Origin of the sequence: Cellulomonas wangleii, assembly GCF_018388445.1 — a bacterium.
Classification (GTDB): Bacteria; Actinomycetota; Actinomycetes; order Actinomycetales; family Cellulomonadaceae; genus Cellulomonas; species Cellulomonas wangleii.
On the sequence record NZ_CP074405.1, the window covers coordinates 1,175,241 to 1,197,152 of the forward strand.

A 21,912-nucleotide genomic window follows, 5' to 3' on the forward strand; every position below is an offset into this window, starting at 1 on the left:
CACGTCCGACGACCGGACGACCAGCCCTGGCGCTCTGCGCGCGCCGTGCGTCGCCGCGCCGTGACCGACTGTGCCGGTGCGGACGAGGCGTCGACAGGACGACCTCTCACCACCGGGACGGTCGTCGGGGGAGATCCGCGACACGTCACGGCGGCCGGAGCCGGGCCGTCGGCGGCGGCGGAAGGTCCCTTGCGGGGCGGGGGCCGGCCCGCCACTGTGTTCCCCGACGCGCAGGGTGGGCGGATCCGCAGGGGGCTCCGACGTCCTGCGGGATAGGACCCGTGGTGTCGCCGCCAGCTGCTGTTCCTGTGCCAAGAAACGAATCGACAGGCAGTCCGGCCATCGAGGCGGAAGGTCTTCGGAAGTCGTTCGGACGAACTCACGCGCTCGACGGTTTTGACCTCCGGGTCGCCGAGGGAGAGGTCCACGGATTTCTCGGCCCCAACGGTGCCGGGAAGTCCACGACGATCCGCGCGCTGCTCGGGCAGCTGCGTCTGGACGGGGGCCGGGCGAGGATCTTCGGCCGCGACTGCTGGTCCGACGCCGTCGAGGTGCACCGCCGGCTGGCCTACGTCCCCGGCGACGTCGCGCTGTGGAACGGGCTGTCGGGCGGCGAGTGCATCGACATCCTCGTGCGCCTCCAGGGCGGTGGCAGCGCCCGCAGGCGTCGCGAGCTGGTCGAGAGGTTCGACCTCGACCCGACGAAGCGCACCCGCACGTACTCCAAGGGCAACCGGCAGAAGGTGGCGCTCGTCGCCGCGCTCTCGAAGGAGGCCGACCTCCTCCTGCTCGACGAGCCCACCTCCGGTCTCGACCCGCTGATGGAGGAGGTCTTCCAGTCCTGCGTGCAGGAGGTGAAGGCGGAGGGTCGCACCGTCCTGCTCTCGAGCCACATCCTGAGCGAGGTCGAGGCGCTCTGCGACCGCGTGACGATCATCCGGGCGGGACGTGCGGTGACCAGCGGCACTCTCGACAGCCTGCGAGGCAGCACCCGCACGACCGTGCTCGCCCTCACCGCCCGGCCGCTCGGGCCCCTCGACGCGGTGCCCTCCGTGACGGACCTGCACGCCGAGCAGCACGCCGACGGCGTCCGGACGAGGCTGCGGGTCGGTCCGGAGGACCTGCCTGCCGCCATGGAGGTCGTCATGGCGGCAGGGCTCCTGCGCATCACGGTGGAGCCACCCAACCTCAACGAGCTGTTCCTCACGGCCTACCACTCCGCGGGTGCCGGGACAGCGGGGCTCCACGCATGACCGGTGTCGTGGGCTGCCTGCGGCTGCTCCTGCGCACGACGTGGGTGAGCGTGCTCGGCTGGCCCGTGGTGATGACGGTGCTGCTGTGGTCGGCCGCCGCGTCGATCCTCGACCTCTACCCGGACGCGGCTCACCGCGAGCTCTACGCCCAGGCGGTGACCGGCTCGGTCGCCACCAGCGTGTTCCAGGGGCGCGGCTACGACCTGACGACGGTCGGGGGGATCCTCGCCCAGGAGATGGGCATCATCACCCTGACGCTGTTCCCGCTGGTCGGCGCGCACATCGCCGTGCACCTCACCCGCTCGCTCGAGGACCGCGGCCACCTCGACATCGTCCTCGCCGGTCCCGTCGGCCGCTTCGCCCCCGTCGTGGCCGGGATGCTCGCCTCGACCGCGAGCGCCGTCCTCGTCGGCGTCCTCGGGTACCTCACCCTGCTCGGGGCCGACTACCCCGGAGCAGGGTCCGCGCGGTACGCGGCGGCACTCACCCTGCTCATGGTGTGGGCGTCGTCGCTCGGGCTGCTCGCCGGTCAGCTCGCGCGCACGTCACGCGACGCGCACCAGCTCGCGTTCGGCATCTGCTACCTGGTGCGCGGCTTCGTCGACGTCGAGCGGCTCGACGCGACGTGGTCCACCCCGATGTCCTGGCTGGCGGAGGTGCGGCCGTTCGCCTCCTCCCCGCCCGTGTGGCCCGCCGTCGCGTTCGCCGTCGTCGCTGTCGTGCTGTCCGCTGCCGCGTTGTGGGTCACGGCGCACCGTGACCTCGGCGGCGGCGTGATGCAGCCCCGGCCGGGGCGGGCGGAGGCCTCGCCGGCGCTCCGCGGACCGACCGCCCTCGTCGCGCGGCTGACCCGCGCACCGTCGCTCGCGCTCCTCGTCGGTGGTGGCGTGGTCGCGTTCGTCTTCGGCTTGTTCGCCCGGGACATGGCCAGCGAGGGACTCGAGGCTCGCCTCGTCCTCCTCGTCCAGGTCAACGCGCTCCTCGCGGCCGCCGTGGCCGTCCGGTGCGCGCTCGTGACCGCGCAGGAGGAGCGGGCCGGTCGCACGGGGCGCGTCCTCGCCGCGCCGCTGAGCCGCGAGCGCTGGCTGGGGTCGGCGGGCCTGGTCGCCGCGGGGTGGTCGCTGCTGATGCTGGCGTGGGCAGGACTGCTCAGCGGGCTGGGGCTCGCGATCGCTCTCGAGGACGACGCGAGGGTGGCCGACGGTCTTCGTGACGCGATGTCGTTCGCGGCGCCCGTGCTGCTCGTGGGGGCCCTGACGGTCCTCCTCGGGGCGATCAGCCCGAGGCTCGCTCCGCTCGGGTGGGTCGTCGTGGTCTGGGCCGCGGTCGTCGCGCTCCGCGCGGACCTGCTCCGGCTGAGCGACACCGCGCGCCACCTCTCGCCACTGGAGTGGATGGGCAAGGTGCCGCTCGAGACCTGGGACCGCGGCGCTGCGGCGGGTATGGCGGCCGTCGCCGTCGCCCTGTTCGCCGTGGCGCTCGTCCTGCTGCGCCGGCGTGACCTCGTCGCCGGCTGAGTCGGCCCCGCCGCCGACGGGCGCGCACGGAGGTGGGCGGCCCGTCCCCTACCCTGGAACCGTGACTCCCGACCAGCTCGCCGACGCACTGCGCGGCGCTCTCGTGCACGCCGTCGACGACGGCACGTTCACCCTCGACCCGGCCGCGATCCCGGCTCGCGTGCACATCGAGCGACCCCGCCAGCGCGAGCACGGCGACTGGTCGACGAACGTCGCGCTGCAGCTGGCGAAGAAGGCGGGCGTCAACCCCCGCGCGTTCGCCGAGGAGCTCGCGCGGCGCCTCGCCGACGTGCCGGGCATCGCGGCGGTGGAGATCGCCGGCCCCGGGTTCCTCAACATCCGGCTCGACGCCGCGGCCGCCGGCGAGCTCGCGCGCGGCATCGTCGAGCAGGGTGCCGACTACGGGACCAACGAGACGTTCGCAGGCCTCAAGGTCAACCTCGAGTTCGTCTCGGCCAACCCCACGGGTCCGCTGCACATCGGCGGCGTGCGCTGGGCGGCGGTCGGCGACGCGCTCGCCCGCGTGCTGACCGCGTCCGGCGCCGACGTCACGCGCGAGTACTACTTCAACGACCACGGCGCGCAGATCGACCGCTTCGCGCGGTCCCTCCTGGCCCGCGCCCGCGGCGAGGAGGCCCCCGAGGACGGCTACGGCGGCCAGTACATCGCCGAGATCGCGGACCAGGTGATCGCCGACGCGCTCGCGGCCGGTGAGCCGGACCCGCGCACGCTCCCGGACGACGAGGCGCGCGAGGCGTTCCGCGCGCGCGGCGTCGAGCTGATGTTCGGGGAGATCAAGCAGTCCCTGCACGACTTCGGCGTCGACTTCGACGTGTACTTCCACGAGGACTCGCTGCACGAGTCCGGTGCCGTGGACCGCGCGGTCGAGCGTCTGCGGGCGGGCGGCCACATGTTCGAGAAGGACGGCGCGCTGTGGCTGCGCACCACGGACCTCGGCGACGACAAGGACCGCGTCGTCATCAAGTCCGACGGCGAGGCCGCCTACATCGCCGGTGACATCGCCTACTACCTCGACAAGCGTGAGCGGGGCTTCGACCGCGTCGTCATCATGCTGGGCTCGGACCACCACGGGTACGTGGGTCGCATGATGGCCGTGTGCGCGGCGTTCGGTGACACCCCGCACGTGAACCTCGAGATCCTCATCGGCCAGCTCGTGAACCTCGTCAAGGACGGGGAGCCGGTGCGGATGTCGAAGCGCGCGGGCACGATCATCACGATCGACGACCTCGTCGAGGCCGTCGGGGTGGACGCCGCGCGCTACGCGCTGTCGCGCTCGTCGTCGGACCAGCAGATCGACCTCGACCTCGACCTGCTCGCCAAGGCCACCAACGAGAACCCCGTCTACTACGTGCAGTACGCGCACGCGCGCACCGCCGCGGTGGCCCGCAACGCCGCCGAGGCGGGGGTGCGCCGCGAGGACGGGTTCGACGGCTCGCTGCTCGACCACGAGTCGGAGGCCAAGCTCCTGGGTCTGCTGGCCGACTTCCCGCGGATCGTGGCCCAGGCCGCGGACCTGCGCGAGCCGCACCGCGTCGCGCGGTACGCCGAGGACGTCGCCGGGGCGTACCACAAGTGGTACGACCAGAAGCGCCGCGTCGTGCCGTGGGGCGACGAGGAGGTCACCGACGCGCACCGCACGCGCCTGTGGCTCAACGACGCGACCCGCCAGGTGCTCGCCAACGCCCTCGGCCTGCTCGGGGTGGGCGCGCCGGAGCGGATGTGACCGCCGGGCCGCTCGGCCCGCCGTGGTCCTCCGGCGTCGTGCGCGGCGCCGACGGTGCCGTGCGGGTCGCGGACGTCGACGTGCGGGACCTGGCGGCGACGCACGGCACCCCCGCGTACGTCGTCGACGAGGCGGACCTGCGAGCCCGTGCCCGGGCGTACCGCACGGCGTTCGAGGCCGCGTGCGCGCAGGTCGGCACGGGCGTCGACGTCTACTACGCCGGCAAGGCGCTGCTGACGCGCGCGGTCGCGCGGTGGGTGCACGAGGAGGGCCTGCGCGTCGACACGGCCAGCGGCGGGGAGCTCGCCGTCGCGCTGGCGGCCGGCGTCCCCGGCGCGGACATCGGCCTGCACGGCAACAACAAGTCCGACGACGAGCTGCGCACCGCGCTCGACGCGGGCGTCGGGCGCATCATCGTCGACTCGCTCGTCGAGGTGGACCGCCTCGCCGCACTGGTGCGCGCGCACCGCGGCCCGGACGGCGCCCCCGCGCCGGTCATGGTCCGCGTGACCACCGGTGTGCACGCCGGTGGTCACGAGTTCATCTCCACGGCGCACGAGGACCAGAAGTTCGGGCTGTCGCTGGCCGCGGGACCGGATGGCGGCGACAGCCCCGCCCTGACGGCGCTCCTGCGCGTCCTGGAGCACCCCGCCCTGCGCCTGCTGGGCATCCACTCGCACATCGGCTCGCAGATCCTCGACCCGTCGGGCTTCGCCGTGGCCGCGCAGCGCGTGCTCGCGCTGCGGGCGGCGCTGCACGCCCGCACCGGCGTCCTGGTCGACGAGGTCGACCTGGGCGGCGGCTACGGCATCGCCTACCTGCCGGGCGACGTCCCGCTCGACCCGGACCGCATCGCGAAGGAGGTCGCCCAGGCGGTCGCCGACGCGGCGCGCGAGCTGGGCACCCCGCTGCCGCGGCTGTCGATCGAGCCGGGCCGCGCGGTCGTCGGCCCCGCGGGGCTGACGCTCTACACCGTGGGCACGGTCAAGCCCGTGCGTCTGGACGACGGACGCGTGCGCACGTACGTCTCCGTGGACGGGGGCATGAGCGACAACATCCGCCCCGCGCTGTACGGCGCGCAGTACCACGCGGAGATCGTGTCGCGGCTGTCGGACGCCGCACCCGTGCTCGCACGCGTGGTCGGCAAGCACTGCGAGAGCGGTGACGTCGTCGTCCACGAGGTGCAGCTGCCCGGCGACGTGCGGGCGGGAGACCTGCTCGCGGTCGCCGCCACGGGGGCGTACGGCCGGTCGATGGCGTCGAACTACAACCTGCTGACCCGCCCGCCGGTGGTCGCGGTGACCGCGGGGGCCTCGCGCGTGCTCGTGCGCCGCGAGACCGTGGCGGACCTGCTGGCGCTCGACGTCGCGGCGTCCTGAGCCGACCGGCACGGGCTGACCCCGCCTGCCGGTGCCACCCCGCTCAGCCGAGGTGCACGGCCGCGAGGTCGGCGAACACCGCCCGGTTGAGCCGGAAGGCGATGCGGGCCTCGGCGACGACCTCCTCGCGCTGCGTGGGCGTCAGGGGCAGGGCGTCGAGCCGGTCGCGGTACACGTCCTTGAAGGGCTTGAGCCTGTGGATCTGCGGGAAGTCGTAGAACGACACCCCCGCACCGCTCAGCCCGTGGTGGCGCTCGATCATGCGCTTGAGGATCTGGCCGCCGGACAGGTCGCCCAGGTAGCGCGTGTACGCGTGCGCGGCGTAGCGCGGCAGGTCGTCGCCGACGGCCTCGAGGCGCGCGACGTAGTCGGCGGTGGCGGGCAGCACCCGCACCTGCGTGCGCCAGCCGTCGCCGAGCAGGTGCGCGAGGTCCGCCTCGATGGCGGGCACCCGGACGAGCTCGGGGAAGACGAGGTCGCCGTGGGTGCCGGCCGCGACCAGGCGGTCGCCGGCGGCCTCCAGGGCGCGGTACACGGCGTGCTGCTGGGCGGCCAGGTCGACGTACCCGGCCAGCGGGAGCGTGCCGCCCATCAGGTGCTCGACGAACGCGGACCGCTCGGCGTCCTCGTGGTCCTGCCGGGTGCCGGTGCGCAGCGCCGTCGACAGGGTGTCGACGGTCTCCGGGGTGGTGGCCATGGTGCTCCTGGTGCGCGAGGGCGTGCCAGGACTTGCTGACACTCTGTCAGGACGGACGCTACCGGCGGTGAGGACGACCTCACAAGACCGCCGTCCAGCCGCGCGGCGCCCGGAGCGCGGACCCGCGGGACGGCGCCGGGCGTGCGCGCCCTATCCTGGGCCCCGACCGGCCCTCGCGGGCCGGTCCGACGCACGACCCCCACGACCTCCGGCGGCCGTCGGCCGCCCCGCTCGGAAGGCACCTGCGTGGCCCTCACCCCCGGCACCCACCCGCCCCTGCGCGTCGCCGTCCTCGGCTGCGGCGTCGTCGGGACGGAGGTGGTCCGCCGGCTGGTGACGGAGGCCGACGAGCTCGCCGCCCGCGTCGGGGCGCCGCTCGAGCTCGTCGGGGTCGCGGTGCGCTCGCTGGACGCCGAGCGCGACCCCGTGGTCGACCGCGCGCTCCTGACGACGGACGCCGAGTCGCTCGTCGAGAAGGCCGACGTCGTCATCGAGCTGATGGGCGGGATCGAGCCGGCCCGCACCCTCGTGCTGCGTGCCGTCGAGCACGGGGCGTCGGTCGTCACCGCCAACAAGGCGCTGCTCGCGCAGGAGGGGCCTGCGCTCTACGACGCCGTGGACGACGCGGGCGTGGACCTGTACTACGAGGCCGCGGTCGCCGGCGCCATCCCGATCGTGCGCCCCGTGCGCGAGTCGCTCGCGGGCGACACCGTGCAGCGCGTGCTCGGCATCGTCAACGGCACCACCAACTACGTCCTCGACTCCATGACCACCACCGGGCAGGGCCTGGACGAGGCGGTCGCGGACGCGCAGGCCCTCGGGTACGCCGAGGCGGACCCGACGGCCGACGTCGAGGGGTACGACGCCGCCGCCAAGGCCGCGATCCTCGCGTCGCTCGCGTTCCACACCCGTGTGGCGCTCGCCGACGTCGACCGCACGGGGATCACGGGGCTCACCGCCGACGACGTGACCTGGGCGGGTCGCACCGGCCACGTCCTGAAGCTGCTCGCGGTCGCCGAGCGGGCACGCGCGGCCGACGGGCGCGAGGGTGTGCTCGTCCGCGTCCGGCCCACCCTCGTGCCCGCCGAGCACCAGCTCGCGGCCGTGCGGCAGGCGTTCAATGCCGTCTTCGTCGAGGCCGAGGCCGCGGGCGAGCTCATGTTCTACGGCCGCGGAGCGGGCGGCAGCCCGACCGCGTCGGCGGTCCTGGGCGACCTCGTCTCGGTGGCGCGGCACCGGGTCCTCGGCGGCAAGGGACCTGTCGAGTCCTCGCACGCCGACCTCCCCGTGCTCGACGGCGGCGAGGCCCGGTCGCGGTACCAGGTGCGCCTCGAGGTCGACGACCTCCCGGGCGTGCTCGCCCGGGTCGCGGCCGAGCTCGCGGCGCAGGACGTCTCCATCGAGTCGGTGCGCCAGACGCTGCAGGACACGGACGGCGACGTGTCGGCCACGCTCGTCATCACCACCCACACCGCACCGGAGCGCGCGCTGCGCTCGACGGTCGACGCCGTCGCCGCGCTCGACGTCGTGCGCGCCGTCGTGTCCGTGCTGCCGGTGCTCTGAACACCCCACCCCACCCACCCGAGGAATCGCATCCCATGGCCCACCAGTGGCGCGGCGTCATCGCCGAGTACGCCGACCGCCTGCCCGCGCACGTCCAGCAGCGCATCGTCACGCTGGGGGAGGGCGGCACGCCGCTCGTGCCCGCACCCGCGTTGTCGCGGCTCACGGGCGCCGACGTGCACGTCAAGGTCGAGGGCATGAACCCGACCGGCTCCTTCAAGGACCGGGGCATGACCACGGCGATCTCCGCCGCGGCGGCGCGGGGCGCGCAGGCGGTCGTGTGCGCGTCCACGGGCAACACCTCGGCGTCCGCCGCGGCGTACGCGACCCGCGCGGGCATGGTCTGCGCGGTCCTCGTGCCGGACGGCAAGATCGCGATGGGCAAGCTCAGCCAGGCGATCGCGCACGGCGCGCGGCTGCTGCAGGTCGACGGCAACTTCGACGCCTGCCTGGTCGCCGCCCGCAAGCTCGCCGAGGCGTACCCGGTCGAGCTCGTCAACTCGGTCAACCCCGACCGCATCGAGGGGCAGAAGACCGCGGCGTTCGAGATCGTCGACGCGCTGGGCGACGCCCCCGACATCCACTGCCTGCCCGTCGGCAACGCCGGCAACATCACGGCGTACTGGAGGGGCTACCGCGAGTACGCGGGCCTCGACGCGGGCGAGGCCCTCCCGGCCGTCGCCGGTCGCACCCCCGCGATGTGGGGCTTCCAGGCCGCGGGCGCCGCCCCGATCGTGCTGGGTCACCCCGTCGACACCCCCGAGACGATCGCCACCGCGATCCGCATCGGCAACCCCGCGTCGTGGCAGCAGGCCGAGGAGGCCCGTGACGTGTCGGGCGGCGTCATCGAGTCCGTCACCGACGAGCAGATCCTCGCCGCGCACCGCGTGCTGTCGGCCGAGGTCGGGGTGTTCGTCGAGCCCGCGTCCGCCGCGGGCGTCGCCGGGCTGCTGGCGCGCGCCGAGCGTGGTCTGGTCCCGGCCGGTGCGCGCGTCGTCGTCACGGTGACCGGCCACGGTCTGAAGGACCCGCAGTGGGCGCTGCGCACCGCGGACGGTGACGAGGTGCAGCCCGTGCGCGTGTCGGCGGACGTCGTGTCCATCGCCGACGCCCTCGGCCTGGACTGAGCGCCGTGCGGCTGCGCGCGGCGCACGTGCGGGTCCGGGTCCCCGCCACCTCCGCCAACCTCGGTCCGGGCTTCGACGCCCTCGGGCTCGCCCTGGGCCTGCACGACGAGCTCGAGGTGCGCGCGCTCGGTACCCCGGGCGTGCGTGTCGAGGTGCAGGGCGAGGGAGCCGGGACCCTCCCCGACGACGAGACGCACCTGGTGGTCCGGGCCCTGCGCGCCGCGCTCGACCACGTCGGTGCCCCGCAGACCGGGCTGCACCTGGTGTGCCACAACCGGGTGCCGCACGGCCGCGGGCTCGGCTCGTCGGCCGCGGCCGTCGTGGCCGGCGTGCTGGCCGCCCGCGGGCTCGTCGGGGACCCCGACGCGCTCGACGACGACGTGGCGCTCGCGCTGGCCACGGGCCTCGAGGGACACCCCGACAACGCGGCCCCCGCGCTGCTGGGTGGGCTCACGGTCGCGTGGACGGACGACGCCGGTCAGGCGTCGGTCCCGCGGGTGCACGCGGCGCGCCTCACCGTGCACCCCGACGTCGCCCCCGTGGCGATCGTCCCGCCCGGGCACCTCTCGACCCGCGCGGCGCGGGGCGTGCTGCCGGCGCAGGTGCCGCACGTGGACGCGGCCTGGCAGGCCGGTCGCTCGGCGCTGCTGGTCGAGGCGCTCGGCCGACGACCCGACCTGCTGCTGCCCGCGACGGGCGACCGGCTGCACCAGGAGTACCGGCGGCAGGTGATGCCGGCGTCCCTCGCGCTCGTCGACGCGCTGCGCGCCCAGGGCGTCGCCGCGGTCGTCTCCGGCGCCGGCCCGACGGTGCTGGCGCTCGCGCGGCGCGTCGCCGGCGGGGAGGGGGACGGCGCGACCGACGCCGACGCCGCCGTGTCGGCGGCGTTCGGGGGAGTCATGGCGGGGTGGCGCGTGCTGCCGCTGCCGGTCGACACGCAGGGCGCGTCCGTCGTGACGCTGCTGGACTGAGCGGCGGCGGGCGCGCGCCCGGGTGAACGCGCCGGACCCGCCCCGGGGCCGGTGTCCCCGGTGCTACGCTTTGTTCCGTTCCCCGGACCTCGTCCTCCGGCCCCCTGTGGATCCTGTCGGTGACCCGGCGTGGACCTTCCACGGTCCTCAGCTCCCCGACCACCTCCTGGAATCCCGCCGGACGGTCCACCGAGTCGACGACGAGGGGAACATCCAGCCCGCGCGAGCAGACGTCGTCGTACGCAGCGCGCGTGGCACCGCTCCGTCCGGTCGTGTCCGACCGGACGCAGGCCTCCTCCCGGTCGGACCGGGTGGGCCCCGACGAGGGGGAAGGATCCTTCGTGACAGACACCATCGACGCCGCCGCGACCACTGCGGGCGGCTCGGGTTCCGGCAGCATCTCCGCGATGCGCCTGCCGGAGCTCCAGGCCCTGGCAGCGCAGCTCGGCGTGAAGGGCACGAGCAAGATGCGCAAGGGCGACCTGGTGCAGGCGATCTCCGCCGCGCGCTCCGGTGAGCGCCCGCAGGCCGCGGAGCCCCGTGCGACGACGCGCCGGGCCCAGGCCGTCGCGCAGGAGGCGCCCGTGACGTCGGAGCCCGCCCCGCAGCGCGCGCAGACCTCCGCACCCGTGGACGTGCCCGCCGTCGACCTGGCACCCGTGGAGCGACCGGCGCGTGCGCGCCAGCGCTCCGGCAGCCGGGACGCGCTCGCCGGGCTGGAGGCCGCGCTCGACGCGCGCCTCACCCCGCCGGAGCAGCGCGAGGAGCGCGGGACGCGCGCCGAGGGTGCCGGTGAGCGCCGCTCCCGCCGGGCCGGACGCGGGGCCGGTGCGCCCGTCGCGGTCGAGCCCGCGGACGACGCCACGGTCGAGCGGCAGCGCCCCGAGCGTCGCCCCGACGACCGCGTGCGGGACGAGCGGCAGGACGACCGTGCGGGGGACCGCCAGCGCGGCGACCGCCAGCGGGACGACCGTGCCCAGGGCGACCGCCAGCAGGGCGACCGTGCCCAGGGTGACCGCCAGCAGGGCGACCGCCAGCAGCCCGACCGCCAGCAGTCCGACCGTCAGCAGGCCGACGGTCAGGACGTCCGCCAGGGCGGCGACGACCGTCAGGACGACGACGAGCGCGGCGGCCGGCGTCGCCGGTCGCGCGACCGGTTCCGCGACCGTGACCGCGACCGCAAGCGGGGCCGCACGGGCCGCGGCACCCAGGGCGACCTGGGTGGCCTCGACGAGATCGAGGTCACCGAGGACGACGTCCTGGTGCCCGTCGCCGGCATCCTCGACGTGCTGGACTCCTACGCCTTCGTGCGGACGACCGGCTACCTGCCGGGACCGAACGACGTGTACGTGTCGCTCAACCAGGTGAAGAAGCACGGGCTGCGCCGCGGTGACGCGATCACCGGTGCGGTCCGTCAGCCGCGTGAGGGCGAGGCGGCGCCGCAGGGCGGCCGCCCCAACAAGTTCAACGCGCTGGTCCGGCTCGACACGGTCAACGGCATGGACCCGGAGGTGGCGCGCCAGCGCCCCGATTTCACCAAGCTGACGCCGCTGTACCCGCAGGAGCGGCTGCGCCTGGAGACCGAGCCCGGTCGCCTGACGCCGCGTGTCATCGACATCGTCGCGCCCATCGGCAAGGGCCAGCGCGGCCTCATCGTCGCGCCGCCCAAGGCCGGCAAGACGATCGTCATGCAGCAGATCGCCAACGCGATCACCGCGAACAACCCCGAGGTCCACCTCATGGTCGTGCTCGTCGACGAGCGCCCTGAGGAGGTCACGGACATGGAGCGGACGGTCAAGGGCGAGGTCATCGCCTCGACGTTCGACCGCCCCGCGTCGGACCACACGATCGTCGCCGAGCTGGCCATCGAGCGGGCCAAGCGGCTCGTCGAGCTGGGGCAGGACGTCGTCGTGCTGCTCGACTCGCTCACCCGCCTGTCGCGGGCCTACAACCTGGCGGCGCCCGCGTCGGGCCGCATCCTGTCCGGTGGTGTGGACGCCTCGGCGCTCTACCCGCCCAAGCGGTTCTTCGGCGCCGCGCGCAACATCGAGAACGGTGGCTCCCTGACCATCCTGGCCTCCGCCCTGGTGGAGACGGGGTCGAAGATGGACGAGGTCATCTTCGAGGAGTTCAAGGGCACCGGGAACATGGAGCTGCGGCTGTCCCGCTCGCTGGCGGACAAGCGCATCTTCCCGGCGGTGGACGTCAACGCGTCCGGCACCCGCCGCGAGGAGGTGCTCATGAGCAACGACGAGCTGAAGATCGTCTACAAGCTGCGTCGCGTGCTCGGCGCGCTCGACCAGCAGCAGGCGATCGAGCTGCTGCTCGGCAAGCTGCGCGAGACCCGGTCCAACGTGGAGTTCCTGCTGCAGGTGCAGAAGACCACCCCGGGCGGCAACGGCCCCACCCTCGAGGAGGGCGTCAGCCGCACGGTCGTGTGACCGGCGCACCGTCGCCGGGCGGCCCCGCACCCCCGAGGTGCGGGGCCGTCCGCGTCCCGTGCGGGAAGTTTTCGCCCTGGCCCACGGTTCTGGCACAATGGTCCGTCGGTCTGCGGTTCACCGGCGCGGGACGCGCGTCCGGACCCGGAGACAAACCCCCAAGGAGAGCTCCCGTGAAGTCTGGCATCCACCCGGAGTACGTGGTCACCGAGGTCACGTGCACCTGCGGCAACTCGTTCGTCACGCGGTCGACGGTGACGAGCGGCAAGATCCACGCCGACGTCTGCAGCGCCTGCCACCCGTTCTACACGGGCAAGCAGAAGATCCTCGACACCGGCGGCCGCGTGGCCCGGTTCGAGGCCCGCTACGGCAAGAAGCCGGCCAACTAGCTCCTCAGCAGCGCCGGTGCGCCCGGCGGACGACGGCCCTCCATGGTCGTGTCCGCCCGCGCACCGGCGCTGTCGCTTTGCGCGCGCACGTCCGGTGCGTGTGCCCGGGGCCGGTCGCAGTGGGAAGGCAGCACGTGGAGCAGCTCGACGCCGTGGAGGCGATGCTCGCGGAGCACGCCCAGATCGAGCGGGACCTGTCGGACCCCGCCGTGCACGCCGACGCCGCCCGTGCCCGGCGGCTCGGACGGCGGTACGCCGAGCTGGGGCGCGTCGTCCAGGCCTACCGCCAGTGGCGTGCGGCGGCCGATGACGCCCAGGCCGCGGGTGAGCTGGCCGCCGAGGACCCGGCGTTCGCCACCGAGGTGCCGGCCCTGCAGGCCGCGGCCGACGACGCCGCGGAGCGGCTGCGGCGCGTCCTGGTCCCGCGGGACCCCGACGACGGCCGCGACGTCATCCTCGAGATCAAGGCGGGGGAGGGCGGCGAGGAGTCGGCGCTGTTCGCCGGCGACCTGCTGCGGATGTACACGCGGTACGCCGAGCGGCAGGGCTGGAGCGTGCAGGTCCTGGACTCCACCCCGTCGGACCTGGGCGGTGTGAAGGACGCGCAGGTCGTGGTCAAGGCACGGACCGCCGGGCCGCCGGAGGACGGTGTCTGGGCTCACCTGAAGTACGAGGGCGGGGTGCACCGCGTGCAGCGGGTGCCCGTCACGGAGTCGCAGGGCCGCATCCACACGTCGGCCGCGGGCGTCATGGTCTTCCCCGAGGCCGACGACGAGGGTGACGTCGACATCGACCCGAACGACCTGCGCATCGACGTCTACCGGTCGTCCGGCCCGGGCGGGCAGTCCGTCAACACCACGGACTCCGCGGTGCGGATCACCCACCTGCCCACGGGCATCGTCGTGTCGATGCAGAACGAGAAGTCGCAGCTGCAGAACCGCGAGCAGGCGCTGCGGGTGCTGCGGGCACGGCTGCTCGCGGCCCGTCAGGAGGAGGCGGCCGCGGCGGCGAGCGAGGCGCGCCGCTCGCAGGTGCGCACGGTGGATCGCTCGGAGCGGATCCGGACCTACAACTTCCCGGAGAACCGCATCGCGGACCACCGGACCGGCTACAAGTCGTACAACCTCGACCAGGTGCTCGACGGCGACCTGGGCGCGGTGATCGCGTCGGCGGTCGAGGCCGACGAGGCGGCCCGCCTCGCGGCGGCCGGCGGGGTCACGGCGTGACGGGCGCGACCCGGGGCGCCGACGCCGCGCCGCAGGGGGCCGTGTCCCGCGACGCGACGCCCGGCCTGCGCGCGTACGTCGAGGGGGCGACGACGGTGCTCGCGGAGGCCGGTGTGCCGTCCGCGCGGCACGACGCGCTGGCGCTGGCCGCCCACGTGCTCGGCCTGCCGCGCGTCGAGCTCGTGCTGCCCCCGCCGCTGCCGGCCGGGTTCGCCCGCGACTACGCCGCGGTGGTGGAGAGGCGCCGCAGCCGCGAGCCGCTGCAGCACATCGTGGGCAGCACCGTGTTCCGGTACGTCACGTTGCGGGTCGCGCCCGGCGTCTTCGTGCCGCGTCCCGAGACCGAGACGGTCGCGCAGCTCGCGGTCGACGAGGCCGCGGCCCTGGCGGCCAGGGGCGGGCGGCCCCTCGTCGTGGACCTGTGCACGGGGACGGGGGCGATCGCGGTCTCGGTGGCCACGGAGGTCCCTGCGGCCCGCGTCGTCGCGGTCGACCTGTCCGCCGACGCGGTCACCCTCGCCGGCGCCAACGCCCGCGCCGCGGGCGCCGACGACCTGCGCGTGCTGGCCGGTGACGTCCGGGACCCCGCGCTGCTCGCGGAGCACGACGGCACCGTGGACGTCCTGGTCTCCAACCCGCCGTACATCCCGCCGGACGCGGTCCCGCTGGACCCCGAGGTGCGCGACCACGACCCGGACCTCGCCCTGTACGGGGGCGGGTCCGACGGTCTCGACGTGCCGCGCGCGGTCGTGGCGGCCGCGGCCCGGCTGCTCGCGCCGGGGGGCCTGCTCGTGATGGAGCACGCCGAGGTGCAGGGCCCCGCCGCCTGCGCCGCCGCCCGGGCCACCGGGGCCTTCGCGGACGTGCGGACCGTGCCCGACCTCACCGGGCGTCCGCGCACGCTCGTGGCACGGCGGGTCGCGCTCGCGGTCGTGGGAGACTCGCCCGCGTGAGCCTCATCCGGATCAAGGACGCGACCGACCCCGCGACCTGGGGCCCCGCGATCGACGAGGCGGTCAACGCCGTCGGCCGCGGCGAGCTGGTCGTCCTGCCCACCGACACCGTGTACGGCATCGGCGCCGACGCGTTCGACCCGCGCGCGGTGCAGGCCCTGCTCGACGCCAAGGGCCGCGGCCGCCAGATGCCCCCGCCGGTCCTCATCCCCGACGTGCGGACGCTCGACGGCCTGGCCACCGACGTGCCGGACGGGGTGCGTGCGCTGGCCGAGGCGTTCTGGCCCGGTGGCCTCACCGTGATCCTGCGCGCCCAGCCGTCGCTGGCGTGGGACCTGGGGGAGACGAACGGCACCGTGGCGCTGCGGATGCCCGACCACCCGGTCGCGCTCGCGCTGCTGCGGCGCACGGGGCCGCTCGCCGTGTCCAGCGCCAACCTCACCGGCCACCCGGCCGCCACGACGGCCGTCGAGGCGTACCGCCAGCTCGGCGCCAAGGTCCCCGTCTTCCTCGACGGCGGCACCAGCCCCGGCGGGGTGGCCTCCACCATCGTCGACGCGACCGGCGACGTGCTGCGCATCGTGCGCCTCGGGGCGCTGGACGTCGCCACGCTCGCCACGGTCGCCCCCGTCATGGCGCCCCCGCCGCCGGACCGCCCGGGCCCCGCCGCGGACGGTGCCGCCGCGGACGGTGCCGCCGCCACGCCGGGGGCCCCCGCGCCGTGAGGGTCTACCTGCTCATCATGGTCATCGCGGCCGTGGTCACGTACCTCATGACGCCGCTCGCACGGTGGTGCGCGCTGCGGTGGGGTGCGATCACGGCGGTGCGCGACCGTGACGTGCACGCGATCCCCACCCCACGCCTGGGCGGCATGGCGATGTTCGCCGGGCTGCTGGTGGCGCTGCTCATGGGCTCCCGGCTGCCGTTCCTCGAACCGGTGTACGCCAACCCCCGGCCGATCCTCGGTGTGGTGGGGGGCGCGGCCCTGGTGTGCGCGCTGGGTGTCGCCGACGACATCTGGGACCTGGACTGGCTGACCAAGCTCATGGGCCAGGTGCTGGCCGCCGGGTTCCTGGCCTGGCAGGGCGTCCTGCTCTACCAGCTGCCGATCGGTGGGGTGCTGACCGGGTCGTCGCGCATGTTCGTCTTCATCACCGTCGTCTCCGTGATCGTCGCGATGAACGCCGTCAACTTCGTCGACGGGCTCGACGGCCTCGCGGCGGGCGTGCTGGCGATCGGCGGTGTGGCCTTCTTCCTCTACGCGTACCTGCTGACGGTCGACACCAGCCGGGACGACTACTCCAACCTGGCGGCGCTGGTGGTCGCGGCGCTCGTGGGCGTCTGCCTCGGCTTCCTGCCCCACAACCTGTACCCGGCGCGCATCTTCATGGGCGACTCGGGGTCGATGCTGCTCGGCTTCGTGATGGCCGCTGCCGCGATCGTCGTGACGGGGCAGATCGACCCCGCCGCGGTGGTCGACCGCGTGCAGTTCCCGGCCTACGTGCCGATCCTGCTGCCCGTCGCGGTGCTGGTGCTGCCGCTGCTCGACATGGGGCTGGCGATCGTGCGGCGGCTCCTCAAGGGCAAGAGCCCGTTCCACCCCGACCGGCTGCACCTGCACCACCGGCTCCTGGCGCTGGGGCACAGCCACCGGCGCGCCGTGCTCATCATGTACATCTGGACGGCCGTGCTCGCCTTCGGCGTCGCGGCCCTCGCCGTCCTGTCGACCACCACCGTGCTCGTCGCCACCGGCGTCGGCGTGGTGGTGGCGACCGCCCTGACCCTCGGCCCGCTGCGCGGGCGCACCCCGGAGCCCGTGGAGGCCCAGCCATGACGACCAGCGACCCCACCCCCGCCGCGCCCGCGCCGGACCCGACCGCGGCGGTGTTCCGTCGCGCGCTGCGCGACACCGGCCTGCTGCTCGGCGGGCTCGCGGTCGTGGGCCTCGGTGCGGGAGCGCTGCTGGCAGGCGCGCCCGGGGTGTGGGGCGCGCTGATCGGCGTCGGCCTCGCGCTGGTGTTCTCGGGGACCACCGTCGTGGCGATGCTGCGGACGCTGCACTCCCCGCCGACCACGATGGCGGCCGTGGTCATGGGGACCTGGCTGGCCAAGGTGCTCGTCGTGGTGGTCGTCCTCGCGCTGCTGCGTGACCACGACTTCTACTCCCGTGGTGTGCTGGCCGCGGTGCTGGCGCTGGGCGTCGTGGGGGCTGCCGTGCTCGACTTCCGGGCGGTCCAGACGGGCCGGGTCCCCTACGTGGAGCCCGGCGCCCCGGCGCGGTGACCTGCGTCACCACATGAAGCGTCCCCGCAGGCCGGACCAAGGTCATGCATGGGTTAGGCTTCCCCCATCCACGACGGCCAGGTGCTGCTGGTGTGCCCGCGACGAGGCGGCACCGGCCATCACGACCACAGGAGACCGCCCTGTCCAGCATCGCGACGATCCTGCCGCTCGCCGCGGACGAGAACGTCTTCCACACGCCCTCGATCGCGGACTTCTTCCCGCCGGCCATCCTGTTCGAAGGCACGATCTTCGAGTTCAACCGGATGCAGTTCGTGCGGGTCGTGGCCGTGGTCGTCCTGCTGACGATCATGATCGTCGCGGCGCGCAAGGCGCGGCTCGTGCCCAGCCGCGGGCAGAACGTGATCGAGCTCCTGCTCGACTTCGTCCGGGTGAACGTGGCCGAGGACATCATCGGCAAGGAGAAGGCGCACAAGTACGTCGCCTTCCTCACCACGGTGTTCTTCGCGATCCTCGCCTTCAACATCACAGGGATCATCCCCGGGCTGAACATCGCCGGGAGCGCGCTGATCGGCCTGCCGATCATGCTCGCGCTGTGGGTGTACGTCATGTACCTGGGCGCGGGGATCCGCGCCCACGGGCTCGGCGGCTTCCTCAAGGTCAGCCTGTTCCCGCCGGGCGTCCCGCCGTTCCTCTACGTCCTGCTGACGCCGGTGGAGTTCCTCACCGTCTTCATCCTGCGGCCCGTGACGCTGGCCGTCCGGCTCATGGCCAACATGGTCGCCGGCCACCTCATGCTGGTGCTCTGCTTCGCGGCCACGGACTACTTCGTCCGCTCCATGTCGGGCATGAGCGTGTTCGCCGTCCCGAGCCTGCTCGGCGGCTTCGCCATCACCCTGTTCGAGGTGTTCGTCGCCGCGCTGCAGGCCTACATCTTCGTCGTCCTCGCGGCTGTCTACATCAGCCTGTCGATCTCGGACGAGCACTGACACCACGCCCCGCGGGCGCGTGGTCCCGCACGTGAGTACGAGCCCCCGGCCGACCGGCCGGGGACCCAACGGAAGGAACGAGCCACCGTGGCAGACACCAGCATGATCCTTGCCGCCGCTGACGCCGTCTCCGGGAACATCGCGACCGTCGGCTACGGCCTCGCGGTGCTCGGCCCCGGCATCGGTCTGGGCATCCTCATCGGTAAGACCGTCGAGGGCATCGCGCGCCAGCCCGAGGTCGCCGGCCAGCTGCGCACCACGATGTTCATCGGCATCGGCTTCGTCGAGGTCCTCGGCCTCCTCGGCCTCATCACCGGGTTCCTCTTCCAGTGAGCGGCGCCGCGGTCCCCGCGGGCGTCGTGACGGCCGCGGGGGAAGAGGTCGAGGGCATCCGGCTGCTCGTCCCCGCCGGCTACGACCTGTTCTGGTCGACGCTCGTCCTGGTGGTCATCGGCGTCGCGTTCTACAAGCTGGTGCTGCCGAAGTTCCAGGCGGTGCTGGACGAGCGCACGGCGAAGATCGAGGGCGGGATCGCGAAGGCCGAGTCGGCCCAGGCGGAGGCGGCAGCGCAGCTCGAGGAGTACCAGAAGCTGCTCGCCGACGCTCGTGCCGAGGCCGCACGCATCCGCGAGGACGCGCGCACCGAGGGTGGGCAGATCCTCGCCGAGTCGCGTGTGCGCGCCCAGGAGGAGGCGGCTCGCATCGCCGAGACCGCCCAGCGCCAGATCGAGGCCGAGCGCCAGCAGGCCGCGGTGTCGCTGCGCGCGGACGTCGGCACGCTCGCCACGCAGCTCGCCTCGAAGATCGTGGGCGAGTCGCTCGAGGACGAGGCGCGCCGCTCGCGCGTCGTCGACCGGTTCCTCGACGAGCTCGAGGCGGGCACCACCACGAGCGCAGGCAAGGGGAACTGATGCGCGGGACCAGTCGCGCCTCGCTGGAGGCGGTGGAGAACCGGTACACGCCGGTCGTCCGCGCCGCCGGCGGGCAGGCACGCAGGATCAGCGAGGAGCTCTTCGCCCTCGTGGACGCGCTCGACTCGTCGAGCTCGCTGCGTCGCACCCTCGCCGACCCGTCGGTCGAGGGCGACCCGAAGAGCGCGCTGGTCGCGCGGGTGCTCGACGGTGCGGACCCCCGCACCGTCGAGATCGCCCAGGCGCTCGTGCGGTCCCGGTGGTCGGCGGACGCCGACCTCGCGGGCGCGACCGAGCGGCTCGCCTTCCGTGCGCTGCTGTCGTCCGCGGAGGCGGACGGCACGCTGGGCGAGGTGGAGGACGAGCTGTTCGGGCTGACCCGGTCCCTGGCCGGGCAGCGCGAGGTGCGTCGCTACCTGCTCGACGACGCGTTCCCCGCGCAGGCCCGCGGCGACCTGGTCGACCGGATCCTCGGCGGCCAGGGCACCGCGATCACCCGTGCGGTGGCGCGCCGCGCCGCGGTCGCGCCGCGCGGACGCCGGTTCGTCACCACGCTCAACCACGTCGGTGACCTGATCGCCGAGCTGCGCAGCCGTGAGGTGGCCACGGTCGTGGCGGCCGCGCCGCTCAGCCCGACGCAGACGGACCGTCTCGCCGCCCTCCTGGGGCGTGCGCTCGGACGGCCCGTCCAGGTGAACGTCGTCGTCGACCCGGATGTCGTGGGGGGTCTGCGCGTGCAGGCCGGTCCCGACGTCATCGACTCGACCGTCCTCTCCCGACTCGCCGACGCCCGCCGGCAGCTGGCCGGCTGACCCACGCCGGAGCACCGGCCCACGACACACCGCACGCGCGAGGCGCGTGCGTCAGATGAGGAGAACGCCATGGCTGAGCTGACGATCCGGCCGGAGGACATCCGCTCCGCGCTGGACAGCTTCGTGAAGTCCTACGAGCCCAAGGGACCGGCGACCGAAGAGGTCGGCCGGGTCTCGATCGCAGGCGACGGCATCGCGCAGGTCGAGGGCCTGCCCGGCGCGATGGCCAACGAGCTGCTGAAGTTCGAGGACGGCACGCTCGGCCTGGCGCTCAACCTCGACGTCCGCGAGATCGGTGTCGTCGTCCTGGGCGAGTTCACCGGCATCGAGGAGGGCCAGGAGGTCCGCCGCACGGGCGAGGTGCTCTCGGTCGCCGTCGGTGACGGGTACCTCGGTCGCGTCGTGGACCCGCTGGGCCAGCCGATCGACGGCCTCGGCGAGGTCGCCACGGACGCCCGCCGCGCCCTGGAGCTGCAGGCGCCGGGCGTCATGGCGCGCAAGTCGGTGCACGAGCCGCTGCAGACCGGCCTCAAGGCGATCGACTCGATGATCCCGATCGGGCGCGGGCAGCGTCAGCTCATCATCGGCGACCGCCAGACCGGCAAGACGGCCATCGCGATCGACACGATCATCAACCAGAAGGCGAACTGGGAGACCGGCGACCCGTCGAAGCAGGTCCGCTGCATCTACGTCGCGATCGGCCAGAAGGGCTCGACGATCGCCTCGGTGCGCTCCGCCCTCGAGGACGCCGGCGCGCTCGAGTACACGACGATCGTCGCGGCCCCCGCGTCCGACCCGGCCGGCTTCAAGTACCTCGCCCCGTACACCGGCTCGGCCATCGGCCAGCACTGGATGTATCAGGGCAAGCACGTCCTCATCGTGTTCGACGACCTGTCGAAGCAGGCCGAGGCGTACCGCGCCGTGTCGCTGCTGCTGCGCCGCCCGCCGGGCCGCGAGGCGTACCCCGGCGACGTGTTCTACCTGCACTCCCGCCTGCTCGAGCGTTGCGCGAAGCTCTCCGACGAGCTCGGCGCGGGCTCGATGACCGGGCTGCCGGTCATCGAGACCAAGGCGAACGACGTCTCGGCGTACATCCCGACCAACGTCATCTCCATCACCGACGGCCAGATCTTCCTGCAGTCGGACCTGTTCAACGCCGACCAGCGCCCGGCCGTCGACGTCGGCATCTCGGTGTCCCGCGTCGGTGGTGCCGCGCAGGTCAAGGCGATGAAGCAGGTGTCCGGCACGCTGAAGCTCGACCTGGCGCAGTACCGCTCGCTCGAGGCGTTCGCCATGTTCGCCTCCGACCTCGACGCGGCGTCGCGTGCGCAGCTCACCCGTGGTGCGCGCCTCATGGAGCTGCTGAAGCAGGGCCAGTACTCGCCGTACCCGGTGGAGAACCAGGTCGCGTCGATCTGGGCCGGCACCAAGGGCAAGCTGGACGACGTGCCGATCGAGGACGTCCGCCGCTTCGAGACCGAGCTGCTGGACCACCTGCGTCGCAACACCGACGTGCTGTCCACGATCGCCGAGACGGGCAAGCTCGACGAGGCGACGGAGCAGGCACTGGCCGGTGCGATCGACGAGTTCCGGCTGGGCTTCCTGAAGTTCGACGGGACGCCGCTCGTGGGCGGCGACGCCGAGAACGAGGGTGTCGAGGTCGAGCAGGAGCAGATCGTCCGCCAGAAGCGGGCCTGAG

The 21,912-nt window shown here is 74.0% G+C and carries 20 protein-coding genes; 19 read left to right on the forward strand and 1 reads right to left on the reverse strand.

Going from position 1 to position 21,912, the window contains the following annotated elements:
* Positions 1–308: 308 nt before the first annotated feature.
* The 4 genes from KG103_RS05490 (at position 309) to lysA (ending at position 5,893) form a co-directional block, all read left to right on the forward strand.
* Positions 309–1,253: an ABC transporter ATP-binding protein gene (locus KG103_RS05490; RefSeq protein ID WP_207341658.1), complete on the forward strand. Its 945-nt coding sequence runs from the start codon at positions 309–311 to the stop codon at positions 1,251–1,253.
* A complete protein-coding gene (locus KG103_RS05495) occupies positions 1,250–2,770 on the forward strand; it encodes a hypothetical protein (protein WP_207341659.1) in 1,521 nt (506 codons plus the stop codon). Before KG103_RS05490 ends, KG103_RS05495 begins: the two co-directional genes overlap by 4 nt.
* A gap of 61 nt (positions 2,771–2,831) precedes the next feature.
* Positions 2,832–4,514 (forward strand): arginine--tRNA ligase, encoded by a 1,683-nt coding sequence (gene argS, locus KG103_RS05500; RefSeq protein ID WP_207341660.1) that lies wholly within the window; start codon positions 2,832–2,834, stop codon positions 4,512–4,514.
* On the forward strand, positions 4,511–5,893 hold the full coding sequence (gene lysA, locus KG103_RS05505) for a diaminopimelate decarboxylase (protein ID WP_207341661.1): 1,383 nt from the start codon (positions 4,511–4,513) through the stop codon (positions 5,891–5,893). The genes argS and lysA overlap by 4 nt, the downstream gene beginning before the upstream one ends.
* A 43-nt stretch (positions 5,894–5,936) precedes the next feature.
* On the opposite strand, the gene KG103_RS05510 is transcribed toward lysA, so the two are convergent.
* A complete protein-coding gene (locus tag KG103_RS05510) occupies positions 5,937–6,590 on the reverse strand; it encodes a biliverdin-producing heme oxygenase (protein ID WP_207341662.1) in 654 nt (217 codons plus the stop codon).
* A gap of 246 nt (positions 6,591–6,836) precedes the next feature.
* On the opposite strand from KG103_RS05510, the gene KG103_RS05515 reads away from it, so the two are divergent.
* The 15 genes from KG103_RS05515 to atpA all read left to right on the forward strand — a co-directional run bounded on the left by KG103_RS05515 (position 6,837) and on the right by atpA (position 21,911).
* Complete coding sequence (locus tag KG103_RS05515; RefSeq protein ID WP_207341663.1) at positions 6,837–8,153, forward strand: homoserine dehydrogenase; 1,317 nt, start codon at positions 6,837–6,839, stop codon at positions 8,151–8,153.
* Between the two features lie 35 nt (positions 8,154–8,188).
* Positions 8,189–9,280, forward strand: coding sequence for a threonine synthase (gene thrC, locus KG103_RS05520; protein ID WP_207341664.1), 1,092 nt, complete (start codon positions 8,189–8,191; stop codon positions 9,278–9,280).
* A gap of 5 nt (positions 9,281–9,285) precedes the next feature.
* The gene (gene thrB, locus KG103_RS05525) at positions 9,286–10,251 is read left to right on the forward strand and encodes a homoserine kinase (protein ID WP_207341665.1); all 966 of its coding nucleotides are present in this window, start codon (positions 9,286–9,288) and stop codon (positions 10,249–10,251) included.
* A 341-nt stretch (positions 10,252–10,592) separates the two neighbouring features.
* On the forward strand, positions 10,593–12,692 hold the full coding sequence (gene rho, locus KG103_RS05530) for a transcription termination factor Rho (RefSeq protein ID WP_207341666.1): 2,100 nt from the start codon (positions 10,593–10,595) through the stop codon (positions 12,690–12,692).
* A 173-nt stretch (positions 12,693–12,865) separates the two neighbouring features.
* Positions 12,866–13,081, forward strand: coding sequence for a 50S ribosomal protein L31 (gene rpmE, locus KG103_RS05535; RefSeq protein WP_207341667.1), 216 nt, complete (start codon positions 12,866–12,868; stop codon positions 13,079–13,081).
* A gap of 161 nt (positions 13,082–13,242) precedes the next feature.
* On the forward strand, positions 13,243–14,307 hold the full coding sequence (gene prfA / locus KG103_RS05540; RefSeq protein WP_207341717.1) for a peptide chain release factor 1: 1,065 nt from the start codon (positions 13,243–13,245) through the stop codon (positions 14,305–14,307).
* Positions 14,308–14,348: 41 nt separating this feature from the next.
* Complete coding sequence (gene prmC, locus KG103_RS05545; protein ID WP_207341718.1) at positions 14,349–15,260, forward strand: peptide chain release factor N(5)-glutamine methyltransferase; 912 nt, start codon at positions 14,349–14,351, stop codon at positions 15,258–15,260.
* Positions 15,257–15,985, forward strand: a complete 729-nt coding sequence (locus KG103_RS05550; protein ID WP_207341668.1) for an L-threonylcarbamoyladenylate synthase — start codon at positions 15,257–15,259, stop codon at positions 15,983–15,985. The genes prmC and KG103_RS05550 overlap by 4 nt, the downstream gene beginning before the upstream one ends.
* Positions 15,982–17,094, forward strand: coding sequence for an MraY family glycosyltransferase (locus KG103_RS05555; RefSeq protein ID WP_207341669.1), 1,113 nt, complete (start codon positions 15,982–15,984; stop codon positions 17,092–17,094). Before KG103_RS05550 ends, KG103_RS05555 begins: the two co-directional genes overlap by 4 nt.
* A complete protein-coding gene (locus tag KG103_RS05560) occupies positions 17,091–17,543 on the forward strand; it encodes a hypothetical protein (protein WP_207341670.1) in 453 nt (150 codons plus the stop codon). Before KG103_RS05555 ends, KG103_RS05560 begins: the two co-directional genes overlap by 4 nt.
* 161 nt (positions 17,544–17,704) lie before the next feature.
* A complete protein-coding gene (atpB, locus tag KG103_RS05565; protein ID WP_242635920.1) occupies positions 17,705–18,490 on the forward strand; it encodes a F0F1 ATP synthase subunit A in 786 nt (261 codons plus the stop codon).
* Between the two features lie 102 nt (positions 18,491–18,592).
* On the forward strand, positions 18,593–18,823 hold the full coding sequence (atpE, locus tag KG103_RS05570; RefSeq protein WP_043598826.1) for an ATP synthase F0 subunit C: 231 nt from the start codon (positions 18,593–18,595) through the stop codon (positions 18,821–18,823).
* Positions 18,820–19,401, forward strand: a complete 582-nt coding sequence (locus tag KG103_RS05575; RefSeq protein ID WP_207341672.1) for a F0F1 ATP synthase subunit B — start codon at positions 18,820–18,822, stop codon at positions 19,399–19,401. Before atpE ends, KG103_RS05575 begins: the two co-directional genes overlap by 4 nt.
* The gene (locus KG103_RS05580; protein ID WP_207341673.1) at positions 19,401–20,213 is read left to right on the forward strand and encodes a F0F1 ATP synthase subunit delta; all 813 of its coding nucleotides are present in this window, start codon (positions 19,401–19,403) and stop codon (positions 20,211–20,213) included. Before KG103_RS05575 ends, KG103_RS05580 begins: the two co-directional genes overlap by 1 nt.
* 69 nt (positions 20,214–20,282) lie before the next feature.
* Entirely contained in the window at positions 20,283–21,911 is a 1,629-nt protein-coding gene (gene atpA, locus KG103_RS05585; RefSeq protein ID WP_207341674.1) for a F0F1 ATP synthase subunit alpha, read from the forward strand.
* The last annotated feature ends 1 nt before the right edge of the window (position 21,912 follow it).